Annotated in this window: 17 protein-coding genes and 3 pseudogenes; 10 read left to right on the top strand and 10 right to left on the bottom strand. The window is 67.0% G+C overall.

Going from position 1 to position 20,524, the window contains the following annotated elements; translation table 11 throughout:
- The first annotated feature begins 5 nt into the window (after positions 1-5).
- The gene (locus BMX17_RS05550) at positions 6-851 is read left to right on the top strand and encodes a rhodanese-like domain-containing protein (RefSeq protein WP_092658490.1); all 846 of its coding nucleotides are present in this window, start codon (positions 6-8) and stop codon (positions 849-851) included.
- On the opposite strand, the gene hisA is transcribed toward BMX17_RS05550, so the two are convergent.
- Positions 852-1,574, bottom strand: coding sequence for a 1-(5-phosphoribosyl)-5-[(5-phosphoribosylamino)methylideneamino]imidazole-4-carboxamide isomerase (gene hisA, locus BMX17_RS05545; RefSeq protein WP_092658489.1), 723 nt, complete (start codon positions 1,572-1,574; stop codon positions 852-854).
- A 128-nt stretch (positions 1,575-1,702) separates the two neighbouring features.
- Here hisA and BMX17_RS05540 point away from each other — a divergent pair, with 128 nt between their 5' ends.
- The 3 genes from BMX17_RS05540 (at position 1,703) to BMX17_RS05530 (ending at position 4,513) form a co-directional block, all read left to right on the top strand.
- Complete coding sequence (locus tag BMX17_RS05540) at positions 1,703-2,914, top strand: inorganic phosphate transporter (RefSeq protein ID WP_092658488.1); 1,212 nt, start codon at positions 1,703-1,705, stop codon at positions 2,912-2,914.
- A 91-nt stretch (positions 2,915-3,005) separates the two neighbouring features.
- Entirely contained in the window at positions 3,006-3,395 is a 390-nt protein-coding gene (gene fer / locus BMX17_RS05535; RefSeq protein WP_092658487.1) for a ferredoxin Fer, read from the top strand.
- Between the two features lie 65 nt (positions 3,396-3,460).
- The gene (locus BMX17_RS05530) at positions 3,461-4,513 is read left to right on the top strand and encodes a prepilin peptidase (protein ID WP_394327894.1); all 1,053 of its coding nucleotides are present in this window, start codon (positions 3,461-3,463) and stop codon (positions 4,511-4,513) included.
- Here the strand turns inward: BMX17_RS05530 and BMX17_RS05525 are convergent.
- The gene (locus tag BMX17_RS05525; RefSeq protein WP_092658486.1) at positions 4,510-5,025 is read right to left on the bottom strand and encodes a hypothetical protein; all 516 of its coding nucleotides are present in this window, start codon (positions 5,023-5,025) and stop codon (positions 4,510-4,512) included. The genes BMX17_RS05530 and BMX17_RS05525 overlap by 4 nt on opposite strands.
- Positions 5,026-5,222: 197 nt before the next feature.
- Between BMX17_RS05525 and hisI the strand changes: the two genes are divergently transcribed.
- Together hisI and BMX17_RS05515 are read left to right on the top strand one after the other, a co-directional pair.
- Positions 5,223-5,597: a phosphoribosyl-AMP cyclohydrolase gene (gene hisI, locus BMX17_RS05520; RefSeq protein WP_092658752.1), complete on the top strand. Its 375-nt coding sequence runs from the start codon at positions 5,223-5,225 to the stop codon at positions 5,595-5,597.
- On the top strand, positions 5,590-6,726 hold the full coding sequence (locus BMX17_RS05515; protein ID WP_092658485.1) for a DUF7118 family protein: 1,137 nt from the start codon (positions 5,590-5,592) through the stop codon (positions 6,724-6,726). The genes hisI and BMX17_RS05515 overlap by 8 nt, the downstream gene beginning before the upstream one ends.
- On the opposite strand, the gene glmM is transcribed toward BMX17_RS05515, so the two are convergent.
- The 7 genes and pseudogenes from glmM to BMX17_RS25935 all read right to left on the bottom strand — a co-directional run bounded on the left by glmM (position 6,723) and on the right by BMX17_RS25935 (position 15,957).
- Positions 6,723-8,087, bottom strand: a complete 1,365-nt coding sequence (gene glmM, locus BMX17_RS05510; RefSeq protein WP_092658484.1) for a phosphoglucosamine mutase — start codon at positions 8,085-8,087, stop codon at positions 6,723-6,725. The two genes, BMX17_RS05515 and glmM, sit on opposite strands and share 4 nt — an antisense overlap.
- 41 nt (positions 8,088-8,128) lie before the next feature.
- Entirely contained in the window at positions 8,129-9,016 is an 888-nt protein-coding gene (locus BMX17_RS05505; protein ID WP_092658483.1) for a ketopantoate reductase family protein, read from the bottom strand.
- Between the two features lie 9 nt (positions 9,017-9,025).
- Entirely contained in the window at positions 9,026-9,325 is a 300-nt protein-coding gene (locus BMX17_RS05500; protein WP_092658482.1) for a DUF7130 family rubredoxin-like protein, read from the bottom strand.
- Positions 9,326-9,544: 219 nt separating this feature from the next.
- A pseudogene (locus BMX17_RS27695) lies at positions 9,545-10,207 on the bottom strand (DNA polymerase II large subunit); the annotation flags it as partial.
- A 63-nt stretch (positions 10,208-10,270) separates the two neighbouring features.
- Positions 10,271-15,265: pseudogene (locus tag BMX17_RS05495) on the bottom strand (DNA polymerase II large subunit); the annotation flags it as partial.
- Positions 15,265-15,687 carry a PPC domain-containing DNA-binding protein gene (locus BMX17_RS05490; RefSeq protein ID WP_092658480.1) on the bottom strand — a complete coding sequence of 141 codons (423 nt, stop codon included), beginning with the start codon at positions 15,685-15,687 and terminating at the stop codon, positions 15,265-15,267. The gene BMX17_RS05490 and the pseudogene BMX17_RS05495, both read right to left, overlap by 1 nt.
- A gap of 105 nt (positions 15,688-15,792) precedes the next feature.
- On the bottom strand, positions 15,793-15,957 hold the full coding sequence (locus BMX17_RS25935; RefSeq protein WP_170845335.1) for a DUF7556 family protein: 165 nt from the start codon (positions 15,955-15,957) through the stop codon (positions 15,793-15,795).
- Between the two features lie 190 nt (positions 15,958-16,147).
- Here BMX17_RS25935 and BMX17_RS05485 point away from each other — a divergent pair, with 190 nt between their 5' ends.
- From BMX17_RS05485 to BMX17_RS05475, 3 genes are read left to right on the top strand one after another with little or no spacing between them, the layout of a single operon-like run.
- Complete coding sequence (locus BMX17_RS05485; protein WP_092658479.1) at positions 16,148-16,999, top strand: CBS domain-containing protein; 852 nt, start codon at positions 16,148-16,150, stop codon at positions 16,997-16,999.
- Positions 16,996-18,765 (top strand): glycine--tRNA ligase, encoded by a 1,770-nt coding sequence (gene glyS / locus BMX17_RS05480; protein WP_092658478.1) that lies wholly within the window; start codon positions 16,996-16,998, stop codon positions 18,763-18,765. The genes BMX17_RS05485 and glyS overlap by 4 nt, the downstream gene beginning before the upstream one ends.
- Entirely contained in the window at positions 18,765-19,337 is a 573-nt protein-coding gene (locus BMX17_RS05475; RefSeq protein WP_092658477.1) for a diacylglycerol/polyprenol kinase family protein, read from the top strand. The genes glyS and BMX17_RS05475 overlap by 1 nt, the downstream gene beginning before the upstream one ends.
- Positions 19,338-19,340: 3 nt before the next feature.
- Here BMX17_RS05475 and BMX17_RS05470 read toward each other — a convergent pair whose 3' ends face one another.
- The gene (locus BMX17_RS05470) at positions 19,341-20,192 is read right to left on the bottom strand and encodes a sensor histidine kinase (RefSeq protein WP_092658476.1); all 852 of its coding nucleotides are present in this window, start codon (positions 20,190-20,192) and stop codon (positions 19,341-19,343) included.
- Between the two features lie 35 nt (positions 20,193-20,227).
- On the opposite strand from BMX17_RS05470, the pseudogene BMX17_RS05465 reads away from it, so the two are divergent.
- Positions 20,228-20,524, top strand: a pseudogene (locus BMX17_RS05465) (IS5/IS1182 family transposase); the annotation flags it as partial.

Genomic DNA, 20,524 nt, shown 5'->3' with positions numbered 1-20,524 from the left:
CTGACATGGATCGCCGTCGATTTCTGTGGGCGGTGGGGGCCGCCGCCGGACTGACGGGTTGTATGGGGGGATCGTCGGACGGGACGCCGAGCGACAGCGCAACCGGAAGTGCTGGGACCGACAGCGGGACGCCGGAGTCGATCTCGGCCGCGGCGGACGGATATCCCGATCCGTCGGTGATCGACGAGACGCCACCGCCGCCGAACGCGGACACGTCGTCGTTCGAGACCATCGCCTACGAGCAGGGGATCGAGGTGCCGCTGGTGCCCATCGACGTGGCCTACGACTGGTACCGCCGGCGCGAGGCGCGGTTCGCGGACGCCCGCGGCGAGCGACAGTACGCGACTTCACACGTCACCGGCGCGGTCCTCAGCCCGGCGAGCGGCCGCCAGGACGACCCCGCGACGGCCTGGCCCGAGGGCGACCGGATCGTGACCTACTGTGGCTGTCCACACCACCTCTCGTCGATGCGAGCGGCCCAGCTGTATCAGAACGGCTACGAGGAAGTGTACGCCATCGACGAGGGGTTCTGGGAGTGGCACCAGCTGGACTACCCGATGGCCGGCGAGAACGTCGAGTATCAGCCCTACGGCCACGTGATCGAGGGGACTGCCGACCCCGCACACGCCGGCGAGTACGCCTGGGCGCGGACGGTCGACGGAAGCCAGGAGGAAGCCAACCCGATCGGATCGGACGGTGACTACGAACTCGTCTTGCACTTCTCGGGCGTCACCGACAGTACCGAGATCACCGTCGAGACGCCCGCATACAGCCTCACCGAGCCCCTCGGGGAGTTGACGAGCGGCGGCGTCACCGCGGCGGGGCGGGTCACCGGCGGCACGCAGGCCTGACTACTCACCGGCCGCCATCGCGTCTTCCAGCGTGAACTGCCCCTCGTAGAGGGCGCTCCCGACCACGACGGCGCTCGCGCCGGCCGCCTGCAGGTCGCGAACGTCCTCTAGCGTCGCGACGCCGCCGCTGGCGATCACGGGGATGTCGACGGCCTCGACGACCCGCCGGACGGGGTCGGTGCGGACCCCCTCGAGTTGCCCTTCCACGTCCACGTCGGTGAACAGGATCGCACCCGCGCCGAGATCCTCGTACCGGGTCGCGGCCTCGGCCGGGTCGAGGCCGGTGCCCTCGGTCCAGCCCGAGACGACGACCTCGCCGTCCTTCGCGTCCAGACTCACCGTGACGCTCCCGGGGTGTTCGTCGCTGATCCCTTCGACGATCTCGGGGGTCTCGACGGCCGCGGTGCCGAGGATGACGCGGTCGACGCCACGGTCCAGCAGGTCGGTGGCGTCGGCGACGGTACGGATGCCGCCGCCCAGTTGCACGTCGACGTCTACGTCGTCGAGGATGGCGTCGACGGCGGAGGCGTTCTCGCGCTCGCCCTCGAACGCGCCGTCGAGGTCGACGAGGTGGAGGGTGCGTGCGCCCGCGTCGACCCAGCGGCGGGCGGCCTCGACGGGGTCGCCGTACTCCGTGCCGGTGCCGCGCTCGCCGCCGACGAGCTGGACGACCTGGCCGTCCTGCATATCTACGGCGGGGACGACCTCGAACTCGGGAAACATATACCCGACTCCGCGGGCGACTGCGGAAAGGGTGTCGGTCGCAGGCGGCCGATGGACGGGTTCCACCGACGGCGGCGGGTATCGTCGAAAGCGCCATCGTTTAATCTGCGGCACTCGCAGGAGCGCACATGGTATCGGCCCTCCTCGCGCTCGGACTTCTGGTGGCCGTATTCGTCGGATTCAACATCGGTGGATCCTCGACGGGCGTGGCGTTCGGCCCCGCCGTCGGCGCGGGAACGGTCTCGAAGATCGGGGCTGCAGGGCTGATGACGGTATTCGCGCTGCTGGGCGGGGTCACCGTCGGGACGGAGGTGGTCGAGACACTCGGCGGACAGATCGTCCCCGAGAGCGCGTTCACGCTGTCGACCTCCATCGCCGTTCTGTTTTTCATCGGGTTCGCACTCTTTCTCTCGAATGTCGTGGGCGTGCCGGCCTCCACATCGATGACGGCGGTCGGCGCGATCGCGGGGCTCGGACTGGCCCAGAGCACCCTCAACTGGGCGGAGATGGGCGAGATCGTCTCCTGGTGGCTGTTCGCGCCGGTGCTCGCGTTCTGGGTCTGTGGCGTCATCGGGCGGTACTTCTACCCGCGGCTGGTCGAGTCGTTCGCCATCTCCCAGTCGGAGGGCTCGCTACTCGTGCTGGATCGGTCGGGAACGGTCCCGTGGCCCACGCTGGGGCCGGGGACGACTCGTCGGGAGTTCGTGGGGACGCTGTCCGTCGTCGGTATCGGCTGTTACATGGCGTTCTCGGCGGGGGCCTCGAACGTCGCCAACGCGGTCGCACCGCTGGTCGGGAGCGGCTCGCTCGGGCTCTACGACGGCGTCTTGCTGGGTGGGGCGGCCATCGGGCTGGGTGCGTTCACCATCGCCCGGCGGACGATGGACACGGTGGGCAACGACCTGACGGATCTGCCGATCCTGGCGGCGCTGGTCGTCGCCGTCGTCAGTTCCACGCTGGTGACGATGCTGTCGGCATTCGGCGTGCCGGCCAGTTTCGTCATCATCGCGACGATGAGCATCGTCGGCCTCGGCTGGGGGCGGGCGACCCGGACGGCGACCATCGGCGACGCGGTCCGGGGCGGGGGCGATCAGCCCGCGGTCTCACCGGGTGCACTGGCGGCCGAGGCAGAGGACGCGCCGACGGTCGGCGGGGAGGGCGGCACGCCCGAGAGCGGCGACCGGAAAGCCATCGGCGAGGAAGAACCCGAGGACCTGCCGAGAGCCTCGGACCTGTTCGAGCCGGCGACGACGGCGCGAGTAATCTTGCTCCAGAACATCGTCCCGGCCATCGCGACGGTCGCGTCGTACCTGCTCTTCCGGTTCGTGCCCATCTTTTGACCGGCTGGCCGGAAACATTCGGCATAATTGTTCATCGGGGGAACCCGAAAACAGCAAAGTCTAACAGTCAGGGGGCCGAACGACAGAGTTGATGCCCACGGTAGAGTACCTTAATTACGAAGTACTGGACGATCACGGTTGGGACATGTACGACAGCGAGACGTTCGACAAGGCCGCCGAGGCCGACCTCGACGACGAGGACTACGGCACGCTCGAGGTCAACGAGGGCGAGTACATCCTCGAATCGGCCGAGTCCCAGGGCTACGACTGGCCTTTCTCCTGTCGCGCCGGCGCGTGTGCAAACTGCGCCGCCATCGTGGTCGAAGGCGAGATCGACATGGATATGCAGCAGATCCTCAGCGACGAGGAGGTCGAAGACAAGAACGTCCGTCTGACCTGCATCGGCAGCCCCGACGCCGACGAGGTCCGGATCGTCTACAACGCGAAACACCTCGACTACCTGCAGAACCGCGTCATCTAACGCGGCCCCTTCTCCGTTTCGAGCCGTTCGCAAACGCTATTGTCTAGCCGTGGCTGGCCCCGGGTGTGGTAGCGACCGATATCGTGACGGCGTCGATCCCGGATCTGCTCCGGCTGGTGGCGGTGCCGGCGCTGGGGTGGGCCGCGTGGCGGGACATCAAGACCCGACGGGTCCCCAACCAGGCGTGGCTTCCGTTGCTCGGGGTCGCGCTGCTCGCGCTCGCCGTCGAGGTCTGGCAGGTCTGGACGGGCGCGACGGTAGGATACGTCAACCAGCGAGCGTACTTCCTGCGGGTGATGATCAGCATCGGGTTCGTGGTGCCACTCGCCTACGGCTTCTGGTGGATCGGTGGCTTCGGCGGGGCCGACGCCAAGGCGCTGATCACGCTCGCCGTGCTCTTTCCGACTTTCCCGACGTACCTGTTTCCCGACTTCGCGCTCCCGGTCGTCGTCCCGACGCTGGGCGTGTTCGCGATGTCGGTCCTCTCGAACACCGTCGTCGTCGGCCTCTTCTACCCGGTCGCGCTCACGTTGCGCAACGCGGCCGGCGGCCACGTCGCCAAGGCGATGGTGATCGGCCGCCCGGTCGCCACCGAGCGGGTCACCGAGGAGTACGGCCGCCTGCTCCAGACGCCCGACGGCTTCACCCGGCGTGGGCTCGACCTGGACGCGCTCCGGATGTATCTGTCCTGGCGGGGCGCGAGCTTCGCGGAGCTACGGGCCGATCCCGACGCGTTCCGCGACCCGGCGACCATCCCGGCGGAGACGAATCCACCCGGCGACGGCGCGATCACGGTGACCGACGGCGGCCGGCCGACTCCGGAGGACGACGCCGCGGCCGATGATCCGTCCGTCGACGCCGACGACGAGGACCCAGCCGAGGAGACGGAGATTGCCGATCCCTGGGGGGCAGAGCAGTTCTTCGAGGAGATCGAGGGAAGCGCGTACGGGACGACGCCCGAACAGTTGCGGGAAGGGCTCACAGTACTGACCAGCGACGACGAGGTGTGGATCACGCCCGGCATCCCCTTCCTCGTCCCGATGTTCCTCGGGCTCGTGCTGGGGCTGACCTACGGGGACGTGCTGTACGCGGTGATCGAAGGGCTCGGCGTCTTCTAGAACCCGAACCGTTTTTCCGTGACGGTCAGATCCAGGTAGATCGTCCGGCGCTCCGGCATATCGCTCGGCCAGGCACCGCCAGCGGCCGGGTAATCGGAGTGATCGAGGACGAAGTAGTACGGCCCGGTCGCGTCGATGGATTGGCGGCCGCCGTCGTTTTCCGTACTGGCCTTGTACTCGCCGCCTGTAGTTTCCGTGGCCGTGCGCCCGATGTCGCGGTCGCCGGTCGGCTTGGTCTCGGGGTCCTCGCCGCTGGTGTAGGCGTCGTACTGGCGCATCTGTTTCTCGCTGGTGAAAAAGTACACGTCGAAGGGAGCCTGTGACCGGGAGATATACGAGATCGAGCCGCCGGGGTCGGACACGTCCGGAATCTCCCGGATCCAGCCGGTCCCGGGCTGGACGGACACGTCACGGGAGACTGTCACGACGACCTCGCCACCCATGCCGAGACAGCCGACGGTCCCGAGGGTCACGCCGACCGCCCCGCGTCGTAAGAATTTCCGGCGCTCCATCGACACAGGCTCTGTGCCACAGCGGCTTCAATCCTCAGACCCGATTACAGTTTCTGAGAACGCAGAGAGCAAGTAATCCTGCGTTTTTCGACGTGATAATAAGTTCTGAAACCGAAATCGGTTCGGCTTCAGAGATGATATCGACGGACGGCGACGGCGACACAAAGCATATCGGTGCCACGGTCACAGAGGGGAGTATGGACAACGCCGACGTCGAGTTAGCCTTCGACGAGCAGGATTTGCTCCCGGCGGTCGCTCAGGACGCGGATTCGGGCGAGGTTCTCATGCTCGCGTTCGTCACCCGGGCGGCCGTCGAGCGGACCCGCGAGACCGGGCGGGCCCACTACTACTCGCGAAGCCGCGACGAACTCTGGGAGAAGGGCGCGACCAGCGGCCACATCCAAACTGTGGAAGAGATTCTGGTCGACTGCGACGGCGACTCGCTGCTGTACCTGGTCGAACAGGAGGGCGGCGCGTGTCACACCGGGTATCGCTCGTGTTTCTACCGCACCATCGACGGCGAAGTCGTCGGAGACCGGGTGTTCGATCCCGACGACGTGTACGATGAGTGACGGCGCGGGCCCCGACGACGTAGCGGACCTGATCGCGGACCTCGAATCGGCCCACCGCGCGGCCGAGAGCGCACAGGCCCGCGTCGAGGAGCGCGGCGAGGGCGACCTCGAAGCCGTCGCCGAGCAGTACGACCGGCTCCAGCGGCTGTTCGACGACTACGAGGAGGAAGCGACCGGCGACGGCGATTTCAGAGTCTTCATCGAGTTCCAGGAAGAGATGGAGAAGTTCGTCGACGGCCTCCCCGAGGAGTTGCCCCATCGGGAGTGCTTCGAGGAAGTCGACGACATCATGCAGCAGCGCCGGCTCACGGAATCGGACTTCGCACGGGCGCGGGAGGCGCTCTCGCCGGCCGCCGACGACGCCGCCCTGCTGGAAGAGCGCGAGGCGACCCGGAATCGGTACGCGGAACTGCGCACCCGCGCCGAGCGCCGCGTGCGGGAACTGGACGAGCGGATCGCCGACCTCGACGCCCTCGTGGCGATGGGCGAGGCCGACCTCGACGCCCCGGTCGAGCGACTGCGCGAACCCATCGCGTCCTACAACGACGCCGTCGAGGCGGCCTTCCGCGAGTTCAAACGGGAGGCGAGCGCCCGAGACGTGCTGGGGTTCGTCGAGGCGACGGCGTCGTTCCCGCTCGTGGAGTACCGCCAGCCGCCTTCGAAGCTGACCGACTACATCGAGACTCACCAGCCGGGGACCGAACCGATCCCCACCCTGCTCGAGTACGCCGATTACTCCAAGTCCAAGCTCGACCACTACGTCGACGACGCGACGGCGCTGAAGACGGCCATCGGGGCGAGTCAGACGTACCTCCGGCGACTCGACGCCGAGCCCCTGACCGTCTCGTGGCCGCCGCCGGCCGCCGCGGAACTGCGCTTTCTCGCCCGGGAGCTGATCCAGGTCACGGGCCGGTTCGCGCCGGAGGACGTGGTCGCGAAGGTCCGCACCGTGCGGGCGCTGACCGAGCGCGAGGACTACGACCGGCTCCGGACGAGCGCACAGGCCCGCGAGCAACTCGACGACGCCGAACGCCAGCGGCTCCAGTCGGGCGCGGTCCAGGCGGACCTGGACGCGACGCGAGAAGCACGCGAGGAACTGGCGGCGACACTCGAGGAACTGCCCGGTTAGTCCTCGTCGCGGGCGGCGACCATGGCCTCGTGCATCCGTTCGACCAGGTCGGCCGACCGGGCAGGGTCCCGTGACTCGGCGTAGACGCGGATCACTGGCTCGGTTCCGCTGGGCCGGGCCAGCACCCAGCTGTCGCCGTAGTCGAGCCGGTAGCCGTCGGTCGTGTCGAGCGTGGCGTCGGCGTCCCGTGCGACGGCTTCGACGGCGTCGAGCAGGCGGCGGCGCTCGTCGTCGGTCTCGTATTTCACGTCTGTCCGGAGCAACTGGTAGTCGTCGTAGGGTGCGACCACCTCGCTGGCCGGTCGTTCGGCGAGAAGTTCGAGGAAGCGCGCGGCCGTGTAGGCCCCGTCGCGGGTGATCCGGTAGTCGGGAAAGAGGATGCCGCCGTTGCCCTCGCCGGCGACGGGGACCGACTCGCCGTCGGCCTGGAGGTTGCGGATGCGCGTGATGATGTTCGTACTGCCGATGGCCGTCAGCGACAGGGCCGCCCCGGCGCGGTCGGCCACGTCGACCAGCCGCTGGGAGACGTTGACCGCCGAGACGGCCGTGTCACCGGCGTCGAGTTCCGCCGCCGCGAGCGCCGCCAGCGCCCCGTCACCCTCGATGAACTCGCCGTGTTCGTCGAAGAAGATCGCCCGGTCGGCGTCCCCGTCGTGTGCGACCCCCACGTCGGCGTCGGCCGCCCGGACCAGCCGTCCGAGATCGGCCAGGTTCTCCGCGACCGGTTCGGGGTCCCGCCCGGGGAAGTGGCCGTCGACCTGGGCGTTGACCGTAACCACGTCACAGCCCAGTTCCCGGAAGATTCGGGGGCTGGTGAGCGCCCCCGCGCCGTGCCCGGGATCGAGCGCGACCGTCAGGTCGGCGTCGGCGATGCGCTCGCGGTCGACGGCGGCAAGCAGTTGCTCGACGTAGCGGTCACGGGCGTCGTCGATCCGCTCCTCCCGGCCCGTCTCGTCCCAGGGGACCGAATCGAAGTCCTCGGTGAGCAGGCGCTCCTCGACGCGTTCGAGGGTCCCCCGCGAGAGTTCGATCCCGTCGGCTCCGACGAGTTTCACGCCGTTGTACTGGGGCGGGTTGTGCGAGGCGGTGATCATCACGCCGGGGACGCCGACCCGCTCGCAGTAGGCCTGCAGTCCAGGTGTCGGGACGACCCCGAGTCGGTGCACGTCCGCTCCCACGCTGGCCAGCCCGCTGGCGGCGGCGTTGGCCAGCATCTCGCCGGTGGTTCGCGTGTCCCGGGCCAGCGCGACGGCGTCGGCGTCCCAGACCGAGCCGGCCGCTTGCGCGATGTTGCAGACGAACTCGGGGTTGAGGTACTCGTTTGCCACCCCGCGAACGCCGCTGGACCCGAAGATTTCCATCACCAGTGGCTCCGGACGGCGACCCACTAAACCTTTGCAACTTATCGAAGGTCGCGTGCCCGCCCCCAGGCCCGGAGCAGTCCCGCGAGCGTCCGGTTGACCGGCGCGTCGATCCGCTCGGCGACGGCCCCGTTGATCGCGTCGACCTCCGTCCGGCGCTCGGCCAGCACGTCCTGCTGCATCGAGGACGTGTTGTCGGCCGTCGCCTCGGCGACCGCCCGGACGGCATCGACGGCGGCCTCGTCGGCGAGATCGACTCCCGCCTCGCGTGCCGCGCGGGCGGTCTCGCGGGCGGCCTCGGCAGCCACCTCGCTCGCCGGCCCGGAAAGCACCGCGCCGTTCTCGATCCGGGCCAGCGCCGTGGTGGCGTTGATCCCCGCGTTGACCGCCAGTTTCTCCCAGATTCGGCGCGGCATATCTGCCGCGACAGTGGTCTCGATCCCGGCCGTCTCGAAGGCCGCACCGACTCGATCCGCGGGGTCGGACTCGCCGCCGTCACGCGGTCCCAGTACGACCTCGCCGACGCCGGTGCAGGTGACCCGGCCCGGTTCCGCGAGCATCGCGCCGTAGGTGCAGGTCCCTGCCAGCACCGGGCAGTCGAGACGGTCGGCCAGCACCGTTTCGTTGTCGAGACCGTTCTGGAGGGAGAGCGTTGCCCCCACGTCGGCGTCCGCCAGCGCCTCGGCGGCGGCGTCGGTGTCGTAGGCTTTGACGGTCACGAGCGCAAGATCGGGGGCGGCGTCGGACGGGACTGCAGTCACCCCGTCCGGTTCGACGTGACACTCGATCTCGCCGTCGACGGTCAGACCCTCGGTGGCGACGGTCCCGACGTGGGGGTCACGCCCGACCAGGGTCACGCGGTGCTGGCGGGCGAGCAGGCCGCCGACGAGCGAGCCGAGGCTCCCGGCCCCGAACACGAGGACGTCCACGGTCGCCGGTCAGTCCTCGGTCCAGTAATAGATGTCCTCTTTGGGCGCGCCACAGGTGGGACAGGCCTCGGGGATGTCTTCCTCGATGTCGCCCATCTCGCCACATCCCCAGCAGCGCCACATCAACTCGGCCTCGCCCCACTCGTGGCCGGAGGTGACGTGTTCCTCCGAGAAGCCCTCGATGCCCTCGTCCAGCGTCACGTAGAACCCGTGTTCGTCGAATCCGCGGATACGGCCAAGTTCGTTGCCTTCGTCGTCGTAGACGCTCTGGCCGAACGACGGCGTGGTGCCCTCCGGACTGTCGCTCATACCCGTGACGATTCGTCGGGCCCGGGGTTAAATCTACGGCCGACACTGCGAAGATGGAGGGGAGTGGTACGGCCGCGGAGGCGGTCGCAGTGCGGTCGCGGTGCGGTCGCGGAAACCGCCAGCACAGCACCGGAACTCGCGCACGGCGCGAGTTCCGCTTTTTCGCCCACGTTTTTGGCGAGGGGGTCGCAGGGCGACCCCCTCGCCAAAAAGGTGGTCTTACATGAAGTCGCCAATCCCGCTCTGTTTGTTGTTGTCGTTCTCGAAGATGCGCTTGATGGACTTTTTCAGGATCTCCAGGCGCTGGGTGGTGTACTCGCGAGTCCCGTACTCCTCGGCGACTTCCAGGGCCGTGTCGATGTACTTGTTGACCGACCCGTGGTGGACGGTGAGGGTCATGTCGCCACCGCAGTTCCGGCAGTCGCCGGTCAGCGGGACGCGCCGGTACTTCTCGCCACAGTCTAGACAGCGGGTCTCCTGCTGGGAGAAGGCTCTGAGGTTCCCGATGATGTCGGGCAGGAAGTGGTACTCGATGACCCGCTCGGCCACGTCGGTCTCGTCGACGGCCCGGAGTTTCCGGGAGAGCTCCAGCTGGGCGTTCATCTTCTTCATCATGTCGTCCAGCGTCTTGTACGCCGACAGATCCGGCCCGAGCGCGATGTTACTGGTGTCGTGGGTGTGCCGGAAGTCGGTGTACTCGCGGTCGGTCCCCAGGTTCTCCTCGGCGATGGTCATGATGTCCTCGACGTCCTCGGGGTCGGCCATCTCGCGGGTGGCCTCGTAGAATTCGCGGGGGTACTGGTCCATCACGTCCATGTTGTGGGCCTCGTCGTCGATCTCGGTGGGGTCGATCCGGGAGGACATGACGAGAGGTGCGTCCATGGAGTTGTGGGCGTACAGCCAGTTGGCGGTGAAGATCGGCTCACCACCCACCTGTAGATCGTAGAGATAGCCGTCGTAATCGACGCGGTCGACGTTTTCGACCCGCAGGTACGAGAGATCGCCGTCGACGAGTGGGCGCAGATCGTCGAGTCGCTCCGCTGCATCGGTGGGGAGATCCCGCGATTCGAGTTCGCGGACGATCTCGCGGAGTTTTTCGAGTGAGATGTTGTCCCGGCGCTTGAGGTACTTCGGGATCAGTTGTTTGATCCCCTCGATGTCCATCTCCCGAACCTCCATCAGGGCATCAGGAATCGAGACGACCAGACTCTTCGGATAGTAGGGTTCCTCACCGTCGAGAATCCGATGGAGTGGATTGTCGGTCGCACCGCCCGAGACGGTGATCGTGTAGATGTCCTGGCGGTTGCCCTCACGATTCGTACGTTCGGAGATGTTGGCGACGAGTCCGAGGCGGTGCAGGAGGAACACGATGCCGTCCTTCACATCGTCGCTCGTGGTGTGGAAGCCGACCGTCGTTACGTTCTCGTCCGTGCTGTCACTGCCATCGCCGGCGATGAACCCACGAAGGAACGAGAGGACGACTTCGCGCGGTGCGTGGAGAATACAGTCGGGCACGACCTTCTCGCTAGAGTCGTAGGAATCGACGTCCTCGAACCCGAGGTCGTACAGTACTTCGCGGAATACGGTCGGGAACCGGAGTTCGTACGCCCGGTTCGACCACCGTCTGCCGGGTTCGTGTCCGAGCGTGTCCTCGATAATCCCCGCCGCACGGTCGATGAGACTCTCGTCGGCGTTGTGGATCGTGGGACAGACGCTCGAAGTGGATCCTTCAGCGACGAACAGGCCGAGCAACCACGCGAAGTCTCCGTCGACCGCGACAGTTCGAGAGATACCGTCCGAAGATCCTGGTCGACCGATTTCCGTCGTCTCCGGTAGTTCGAACCCGCCAGCCTCTAGAATGGTCTTCAAGGCCTCGAGGGGGATCTTCTCCTTGGAGAGTCGGTAATCCAATCCACCAGCGGGTGGCCGGTGGTTGAGACCGGTGAGAAACGCCTCCCGTTCGTCACTTCCAGTCTCTCCCGATTCCCAGACTGTCCGGAGGAGGTCTTCGACGTGGTCGTCGATGGCGACGTACGGCTCGTCGACGCATTCGGCTACGTCGATGGTTGTACGCTGCGCCTCGACATCGAATTCGCGGGGCGCGACGACGAGGTCCCCTTCTTCGAGGTCCCCACCGGCTACCTCCTCGATTCCGTCGTCGTACCGGAACAGGCTGTGGTGGTCGGTGATCTCCAGTGATCGACCGAACTGCGTCTCGATCTCGACCAGCGACTCGTTCTCGTCCGCCTGGTATCTGATCGCTTTCTCGATGGGTTGCAGGGTCGCCTCGTGGTTCTCGTCGAACGCGTAGGTCCGCCAGCCCTCGGCGTAGCAGGTCCGCTTGCGGAACTTCCCGTCGACCTCAAGCGGCGATTCGAGTTCGTTCCAGAACTCCTCGAAGGTCAGGAACCGGACGTCGTCGTCGGGGTCGACGGCGACGAGTCGGGAGTCCTCGGCGACGCTCCCGCCACGCTTGTCGGGCAGGTACTTCTTGCTGAAATTCAGGAGGCCGTCGAGCAGGAGCATCACACAGTCCTCGTCGCCGTCACACTGGCCGGTGAGGATGCCGTTCGCGACGACCCGGTTCGTCTCCGCGACCGTGAGGCAATACGTGTGTTCGACATCGGACGCGCGGAACTGGACCCGGTCTACTATTTCAACGTTCGTGCCGCCGTCACCGACCGCCTGGGGCGTCGCGGTCGCTGGTTTTTGCTGATCGTGCTCGTCCACCGGAATCGCGTCTCCGGGTTCGAGTTCGTGCGCGCGAACGGACTCGATGCCGCCCGTCCATCGGACCATCTCGTGGTCCGGCGTGACGGTGATCGACCGTCCGGTCTGGGTTTCGATCTCGACCAGATGATCGGGTGCGGGGTGTTTCGAGACGGCTTCGACGCGTTTGCGTACCCAGTTGCCGTCGTCGTCGAGTGACTGGACGCGGACGGTCTCGTCGAGTTCCGTGTACTCGACCCCGAACTCGTCGGGTTCCGGATCGTCGAGTCGTCGCTCGACGAACGTCTCGATGGGCACCTCCCGGAGTCGCTCGCGGTCGTCCTCGTACCGGATTTCGGTGTCGGGATGGAAGCAATTCCGGCGCTTCGCGGCGTGGAAATAGGGGTGAGCGTACCCAACCGCAGCTGACGTGAATCCGATAATTCGTCCGACTGTCGCCGCACTCGTGTGCGGCGCCATCCCGAAGACCAACTCCCCGACGAGTTCCTGGCGGTCGTCCACGTCGTAGAAGGGGTCGAGGCCGTAGTAGCTCTCCAGCAGGTCGTCGACGAAGTCGGCGGTCTTGAGCATATGTTCGGCCGCGCCGTCCGAGAGGACGATGTCCTGCACTTTGAGTTCGACCAGTTGATCGTCGTGGCGCAGGGGTTCGCCCTGCATATCCTCCTCGTAGCCGAGTTCACGGAACTGGTCGGCGGTCACGTCGAGTTCGGCGGGGCGGACGGCGGTCACGGGCAGGTCGGTCATGTCGTAGCGGACGGTGCCGTCCTTGAACGCCGAGACGCCGTGTTTGGCCCGGAGGATGCCCTTCTCGATGGGTTCGGGGGTCTTGGTCTTCGAGGAGAGTCCCTTGACGCCTTTGACGATGTCGAACGCGTTCTCGCGCAGCCCGACCTCGTCGAGCGCATCGCGGAACTGCTCGCGGACGCTGATGGTCTCGGTCTGGACGGGCGAGGCGAGGCTCTCACAGCGGTGACACTCCGCGCGGCCCGACTCGTCGGGTTCGACTTCGATGTCACAGTCCCGGCAGACGTAGACGGCGTCGGTGACGCCGTTGCAGTCGGGACAGCGCGCCTCGTAAGTCCGGGTGCCACAGTCGGTACACTCCCGGCGGCCGACCTGCACCTCGATCTCCCCCTGGGTGCCCTCGACGGCGTCGCCGGCGTCGGCGGCCTTGGACACGTCGCGCTGGCTCCCACCAGCCTCGCCGATGGGGAAGAGGGTGTGGACCGCGGGCGAGAGTTCGCGAGATTCGGATTTCTCGGGACGACCCATCCGGTTGCCGATACGGGTCGGGGCCCGTTCCCGAATCTCGAAGGGTGCGACGGCGTTGACGGCGCGGATGGCGTTGTCGCCGTCGGCGTACTCGCGGGCCGCGGTCGGGAGATCGGCGGGCGCCCACTCCCGTTCGAGGCGTTCGGTGAGGCCCAGCGACAGGACGAGCGGTTTCCAGTCCGGGACGACCAGCCGGTCCTCGTACTGGCGGTGTTCGACGAGGAGGCTTTCGAGGACGCCGGCCACGTCGGCGTCCTCGGCTTCGGGGCGGGGGACGATCAGGTCGCCCTCGGCAGGGTCACCAGCGCCGTCGTCCGACAGAACTGCACCGTCGGTTTTGGCGACCTCAGCGTCCGCGACCGCGGCGGTCAGTCGCTCGAACTCGGCGACCGACACGTCGTGCCAGCAGTAGGTGTACTTCGGGTGGAGCGGCGCGTCGTACTCCGTGGCCCACTCGATGGCCTCCTCGGCGCTGGGGTCGTCCAGATCGACCCGAACCGAATCGCGCATGGCCTGTACGTCGGCGTCAGAGGCGGCGAAGTCCTGTTCCCACCACTCGACGGTGTAGGACGCGGGGGCCAGTGGATGGTTGTTCTCGACGAACTCGCCGTAGTTGACCAGATACTCTCCGAGGTCGAGGATGGCCTCGACGCCGTTGCGGACTTCCAGCGCCTCCGCGGGGTCGTCGATGCGGCGGACGTCGCCGTTGGCCAGCCGAACGGTGGGGCCCTCGATGGTGTCGACGGGGACGACGCCCGCCGCCTTGCCGGGGCGTTCGGTCTTGATCTGGGTCCCGGTCGCGAGGAAGTCGTCGACCAGATGCATCGTGGCGGGGTGGACGCCGGCGGTCGCGAACCCGTGGTTGCGTGAACGGCCGTAGCGCAGGCGGAAGCCGCCGGGTTCGCTCGGGTGGGTGAACACCGGCCGGCCGGCGATGAGGTCCCGCAGGAACTTCTCGGAGGGGTCGACGCGGGGCGGCCCCGCCGGCTCGTCGGCCTCGTCCTCGGCCGTGTCGTCGGCGTCGTCGGCGTCGCTCGCGGCTTCGCCGCTCGCGTCGTCCGAGGTCTCCCCCTGGTCGGTCTCGCTCCCGTCGTCTTTGCCGATCGTGCCGTCGATGAGGTCCTGAAGCCAGGGCCACTCGACTTCCTCTAAATTCCGGGTGTAGCGCTGGATCTTCGGGGCCTTCAGGGCGATCCCCTCGGCGAAGACCAGACACATCCCGCCGCGGGCGGAGTTGGTATCGATTCGTTCGAGGTCGCGGTAGCCCGAGACCTCGTCGTCGCCGGTCGCTTCCCCGTCCAGCATGATCGGCATATGCTCGGCGATGAACTTGCTTTCCTTCTCTTTGGGGGAGTACTGCAGGCCCGTCTCCTGATCGTAGAGGTCGACCTCCTCGGCGTACCGGCCGATCTCGTCTTTCCGGGCCTTGAACTCGTCCATGCCCAGCAACGAGCGAGCGTAGTCGGCGACCAGCACGGAGAGCGCTTGCGCGGTCCCGCCCGCAGACCGGATCGGGCCGGCGTAGTAGACGTTGACGAACTCCGTCCCGTCGTCGTTCTCCAGCACTTCGACGCGGTCGATCCCCTCGATCGGTGCGGCGACGACCCCCTCGGTGAGCAGGGCGACCGCCGTCCGGACCGCGCCCTCGATCTTGCCTGCGTCGGTGTCGTAGTCGCCGACGGAGCCGTCCACGAAGTCCTCGACGAGTTCGAGCGCGGCCTCCTCGCGGCTCATCTCGCCTTCGAGCTCTCGCACCCGTTCGGCGACGCCGTCGATCCCGAGGATGTTCTCGACGCGGTCGGCCATGTCCCGCGCGGTCGGAATCTCCACGTCTTTCGTGGGGTCGCCGCCGCGCTCGCGGGCCGCGGTGGCGACCTCGAAGGCGTCGTCGAGGTCGGCTTCCAGCCGGTCGAAGTACCGCTCGTCTGCCTCCCGCATTACAGCGGCCAGAGGTCGAGGTCGGTCGTCTCGTCGTGCTCGCGGTCCAGTTTCGTGTCGAACTCGCGCACGTAGAGTTCGCCCGCGAACGTCGTCGCCTCGTCCAGGTGCCCGGCCACGACCGAGCCGTCCTCGCGCGAGAGGGTCATGTGGGTGTGCGCGAAGCGCTCGCCCTCCAGCCAGGAGATGTTCCCGACGGCGGGCACGACCTCGAACGGCTCGTCGAACTCGACATCGTAGTACTCCTGGACCTCCTGATCGTAGAACAGCAGTGTCGCGTCCTGCACCGCGCCCAGACCGATGAAGAAGGCCGCGTCGATGCCCTCCTCGGCGGCGAACTCCTCGATCTGACTGCGCCAGCCGACGCCGTGGTCGAGCCGGGCAACGTACTCCCGGGCACCCTCGACTTCACGATAATCCATACCGACTCGGAGGACGCGAGGGGGCAAAAATCTTCACCGTTCGCGGCGACGGCCCCGCCGCTGTGAGTGGTCGGTGCCGGCGGTCGAAAACGAGTGCGAGTGGCCTCAACACCACTCGTCGAGCGAGGCAGCGTCTGTAAGTGGGATGGACGCCCAGGCGTCGTCCTGACACGGGTACGCGATAATGAACTGATCGACCTCGCCGCTGTCGACCGAGCCCATCGCTTCACAGTCTGCGACCGATTCCCTGGCAGCGCCATCCTGTGCCATGCATGAGAGTCTTACACACGACAATAAAAAGCTGCCGGATTATTACGGTCTGCTTTTTCAGTTGTCGTCGGTTTAGCCCGGTCAGTCCGGGTGGCACGGGCCGACGCCCGGGTGTGATTCGGTGGGGACGCGGGCGCGGGCGGGGTCAATGTGAAGGCCTTTGTAGGTGCAGGCAGGACTTGGACCCAATATGAAGGTCGCAGACGCCATGACGCCCCGTTCGGCGGTCGTCACGGTCGAGTTGCCAGGGACGCGTGACGACGTCCTCGAGTATCTGCAGGAGCGGGCGTTCTCGTCGGTCCCCGTGATCAAAGAGGGAGACGACGGCGAGGAGTTCCGGGGGCTGGTCTCCCGGGACGCGCTGATCGAACGGCCCGACGAGGACCAGCTCGCGCTGCTGGTCGAAGAAGTCCCTACGACCACTCAGGACGCCGATCTCACCGAGGTCGCGGAGCTGATGGTCACCGAAGGCGCGCGCCGCGTGCCCGTCGTCGACGGACAACTCGAAGGGATCGTCACCGTCACCGACGTGATCCACGCCATCGCCGAGGGCGAGGTCGACGGCGACACGGAGGTCGGCGAGCTCGCGACCCGGAAGATCAACTGCGTCTACGTCGAGACGCCCCTGCCCGTCGCCGAGCGCGAGCTCTCCCACGCGGGCGTCCCCTACGCTGTCGTCCTCGACGAGGACGGTGACATGGACGGCATCATCACCGAAGTCGACATCCTCGACGTGGCTCGCGTCGTCGAGGGCGAGGCCGACACCGGCGAGTCCATCGCCGACGACGACGACGACTGGAAGTGGGAGTCGGTCAAGGCCGTCGGCAACAGCTATATGCCGACCCGCAACGTCGAGATCCCCGCCAAACCCGTCCGGGAGTTCATGAGCGACGGCGTGGTCACCGTCTCGAAGCGCAAGACGGCCAAAGACGCCGCCCAGCTGATGATCGACAACGACATCGAGCAGATCCCGCTCGTCTCGGGTGACGCCCTCGCCGGCGTCGTCCAGGACGTGGACCTGCTTCGCGCACTCTACCGATGACCGACGACACCGCAACCGACCGACTCACGGAACTGGCCAAGCGACGGGGCTTTTTCTTCCAGTCCAGCGAGGCCTACGGCGGCGTCTCCGGCTTCTACGTCTACGGTCCCGAAGGCGCGACGCTGAAAGAGAACCTCGAAGACGCCTGGCGCGACCGCTTCGTCCGCCGCGAGGGCCACATGGAGATCGAAGCCCCCAACGTGATGCCCGAACCCGTCTTCGAGGCCTCAGGCCACCTCGACGGCTTCGACGACATGATCGTCGAGTGCCCCGAGTGCGGGGCCTCCCACCGCGCCGACCACATCGTCGAGGACAACACCGACATCGAGGAAGCCGAGTCCATCGCCATCGAAGACATCGAGGAGATCATCGCCGAGAACGACCTGGTCTGTCCCTCGTGTGGCACCGAACTCGCGGGCGAACCCGTCGACGATTTCAACCTCATGTTCGAGACGAACATCGGACCGGGTTCGTCCTCGCCGGGGTACCTGCGTCCCGAAACCGCCCAGGGCATCTTCGTGGAGTTCCCGCGGCTGAAGGAGTACGCCCGCGGCCAGTTGCCCTTCGGCGTCGCCCAGATCGGCGCGGCCTACCGCAACGAGATCAGCCCCCGAAAGGGACTGGTCCGGCTCCGGGAGTTCGCCCAGGCCGAACTCGAACACTTCGTCGACCCCGAGACCGACGAACCCGACCTGGAATCGGTGGCCGACGTGGAGGTCACACTCTATTCGGAAGCCCGCCAGGACGACGCGGACGGCGAACCGGTCGAGATGACCGTCGGCGAGGCCGTCGCGGAGGGCGTCGTCGGGAGCGACTGGGTGGGCTACTATCTGGGCGTCGCACAGGGCTGGTACGAGCGCATCGGCGTCGACATGGATCGGTTCCGCTTCCGCCAGCACCGCTCGGGCGAACTCGCCCACTACGCCGCGGACTGCTGGGACGCCGAAGCCGAGATCGGTGGTGACTGGATCGAGATCACCGGCTTCGCCTACCGGGGCGACTACGACCTCTCGAAACACGGCGAGTACGCCGACGACGACTTCACGATCTTCAAGCAGTACGACGATCCGATCACCGTCGAGCGCGCCACGGTCGATCCGGACATGAGCTACCTCGGGCCCGAGTTCGGCGGCGACGCGGCCGCCGTCGGTGAGGCCCTCGAAGACCTGGCCGAACGGGACCGGAGTGCCTTCGAAGGTGACGAGGTGACCGTCGCAGTCGCGGGCGAGGAGTACACGGTGCCGGTCGAGAAGACCGGCTTTTCCGTCGATGAGATCACCGAGGCCGGGGAACACGTCACGCCACACGTCGTCGAGCCGTCCTTCGGTGTGGACCGGCTGGTCTACACGGTGCTGGCCCACAGTCTGACGCAGGACGATGCCGGCGAGAGCGGTGCCGACGAGGACGAGGACGAGGAGCGGACCGTCCTGACGCTGCCGCCGGAACTCGCGCCGACGACGGTGGCGGTGTTCCCGCTGATGGACAAGGACGGGCTGGGCGAGCGGGCCGGCGAGATCGCCGAACGACTCCGTCGGGCCGGCTTCGAGGTCGCCGAGGACGCCTCCGGCTCCATCGGCCGGCGCTACCGCCGACAGGACGAAGTGGGGACGCCCTACTGCGTGACCGTCGACTACGACACGCTGGAGGGCGACACGGTGACGATCCGCGACCGGGACACGACGGCACAGACCCGCGTCGGGGTCGACGACCTGCCAGGCGTGGTCGCGGACCTGCGGGCCGGCGAGACGACCGTCGGCGATCTCTGATGGCCAACGAGGTGGCCCGCCGGCTCGTTCACGCGAGCGGCGCGGGGGTGCCCGGACTCTACCTGCTGGACCTGCTCACCTGGCCAGAACTGCGCTACCTGCTGGTGGGCGGGCTGATCTTCACCGCCCTGCTGGAGACGGCCCGCCTCGGCCTCGGGTTCGAGTGGGTCGTCTTCGACGTGCTGACCCGGGAGTACGAGCAGGAGAACGTCGCTGGATACGCCCTGTACGTCTTCAGCGGCTCGACCACCGGCCTCGTCTTCGGCCCGACCATCGCCGTCCCCGCGATCCTGATGCTCACGCTCGGCGACCCGATCTCCGGCCTGCTCGGGTCCGACGAGCTCCGGACGATCAAGCGACCCCGCGTTCTCGTCACGATGTTTCTGGTCTCCAGTGGCCTGGCGCTCCCGTTCGTCCCGCCGGTGGCGGCGGTACTCGGTGGACTGGCGGCGATGCTGGCCGACGGCGTCAAACCCGTGATTCGCGGGTACGTGATCGACGATAATCTGACCATTCCGCTGGTCGCCGCGGGGGCGATGGCCGTCGGGCTGTCCCTCGCACCGGTGCTCTGATCGTCACGCGACCTGGACGCCGCTGAGCAGGACGCGGATGCCGGTGTCGGGAGCGTCGCCGTTCTCGCGAGCCCCGCCGGGATCGGTGATCTCGACCTCCCAGCCGTGGGCCTTGGCGATCTGCTCGACGATAGCCAGCCCGAAGCCACTGCCCTCCTCGGCGGTCGAGTAGCCGGACTCGAACACCTTCTCCCGTTCGTCCTCGGGAATCCCCGGGCCGTCGTCCTCGACGTAGAGGCCGACGACCGACGTGTCGTCGTCGGTGTCGACCACGGCTGTCGTCCCGACCGTGACCGTCACACCGGACTCGGTGTGCTGTGTCGAATTGTGAAAGAGGTTCTCCAGGAGTTGCTGGAGGCGGCTCTCGTCGGCCCGGATCGTCGGTGCGTCGGCGATGTCGAGCGTGGCGTCGTCGCCGCCGGCCATCTCCCAGGCGGCCCGGGCGGTGGATTCCAGGTCGACCGGTTCGGTCTCGGCGACGCGCTGGCCCTGCTGGGCCATGGTCAACATATCGCTGATGATCGCGTCCATCCGATCGAGGGCGCGGCCGAGGCGGTCGAGATGCTCGGGCACGTCCTCGCGACGGTCCGGGTCCTCGAAGTCCTCGGCGGCCAGGTCCCGCGTCGTCTTGGCGACGTTCAGCGGATTCTTCAGATCGTGGGAGACGACGCTGCGGATCACCTCCAGCTGGTCGTTCTGTCGTTTCAGCTCCTGTTCGTGTTCACGGAGTTCGGTGATCTCCCGGGAGTTGACGACGAAACCCTGCACGTCGGGGTCGTCCAGCAGGTTACGGCCCCGGGATTCGAGGACGGGCCAGGAGCCGTCGGGGTGTTTGAACGGCTCAATTGAATCCACAGACGGCGCCGGGATAGGTCGTTAGAATCACGGGTATGAAGCGGGAGAGTAATGTTATGCCCAACACCCTCTTCCGCTTCGTGAGGCAAGTGGCTTCACTCGCTCAAAAGCTTACTGACGCTGCGCTGATGGAACTGAGTGATCCAGCCGGCAACGGGTTTGCCGGCTGGAAGCACGCAGTCTTGCTCTATCTGCGCGAACATATGAGTGCAGAATACAAGGAAGTCCTCGACTGGGCCGAAGAGATGGAGCGTGTTCGAGCGGTATTGAACCTTCAACGCGGGGAGTTTCCCGCGCCTTCGACGCTGTGTAAGGCGTTCAAACGGGCATCG

Origin of the sequence: Halorientalis persicus (assembly GCF_900110215.1) — an archaeon.
Classification (GTDB): domain Archaea; phylum Halobacteriota; class Halobacteria; order Halobacteriales; family Haloarculaceae; genus Halorientalis; species Halorientalis persica.
The sequence above is the reverse complement of the archived record's forward strand: the minus strand, read 5'-3'. Positions and strand labels throughout refer to the sequence as shown.

Coding starts and splice junctions, on each gene's coding strand:
- BMX17_RS05550 (WP_092658490.1), top strand. CDS start 6: ATGGATCGCCGTCGATTTCTGTGGGCGGTGGGGGCCGCCGCCGGACTG.
- hisA (WP_092658489.1), bottom strand. CDS start 1,574: ATGTTTCCCGAGTTCGAGGTCGTCCCCGCCGTAGATATGCAGGACGGC.
- BMX17_RS05540 (WP_092658488.1), top strand. CDS start 1,703: ATGGTATCGGCCCTCCTCGCGCTCGGACTTCTGGTGGCCGTATTCGTC.
- fer (WP_092658487.1), top strand. CDS start 3,006: ATGCCCACGGTAGAGTACCTTAATTACGAAGTACTGGACGATCACGGT.
- BMX17_RS05525 (WP_092658486.1), bottom strand. CDS start 5,025: ATGGAGCGCCGGAAATTCTTACGACGCGGGGCGGTCGGCGTGACCCTC.
- hisI (WP_092658752.1), top strand. CDS start 5,223: ATGGACAACGCCGACGTCGAGTTAGCCTTCGACGAGCAGGATTTGCTC.
- BMX17_RS05515 (WP_092658485.1), top strand. CDS start 5,590: ATGAGTGACGGCGCGGGCCCCGACGACGTAGCGGACCTGATCGCGGAC.
- glmM (WP_092658484.1), bottom strand. CDS start 8,087: ATGGAAATCTTCGGGTCCAGCGGCGTTCGCGGGGTGGCAAACGAGTAC.
- BMX17_RS05500 (WP_092658482.1), bottom strand. CDS start 9,325: ATGAGCGACAGTCCGGAGGGCACCACGCCGTCGTTCGGCCAGAGCGTC.
- BMX17_RS05490 (WP_092658480.1), bottom strand. CDS start 15,687: ATGGATTATCGTGAAGTCGAGGGTGCCCGGGAGTACGTTGCCCGGCTC.
- BMX17_RS25935 (WP_170845335.1), bottom strand. CDS start 15,957: ATGGCACAGGATGGCGCTGCCAGGGAATCGGTCGCAGACTGTGAAGCG.
- BMX17_RS05485 (WP_092658479.1), top strand. CDS start 16,148: ATGAAGGTCGCAGACGCCATGACGCCCCGTTCGGCGGTCGTCACGGTC.
- glyS (WP_092658478.1), top strand. CDS start 16,996: ATGACCGACGACACCGCAACCGACCGACTCACGGAACTGGCCAAGCGA.
- BMX17_RS05475 (WP_092658477.1), top strand. CDS start 18,765: ATGGCCAACGAGGTGGCCCGCCGGCTCGTTCACGCGAGCGGCGCGGGG.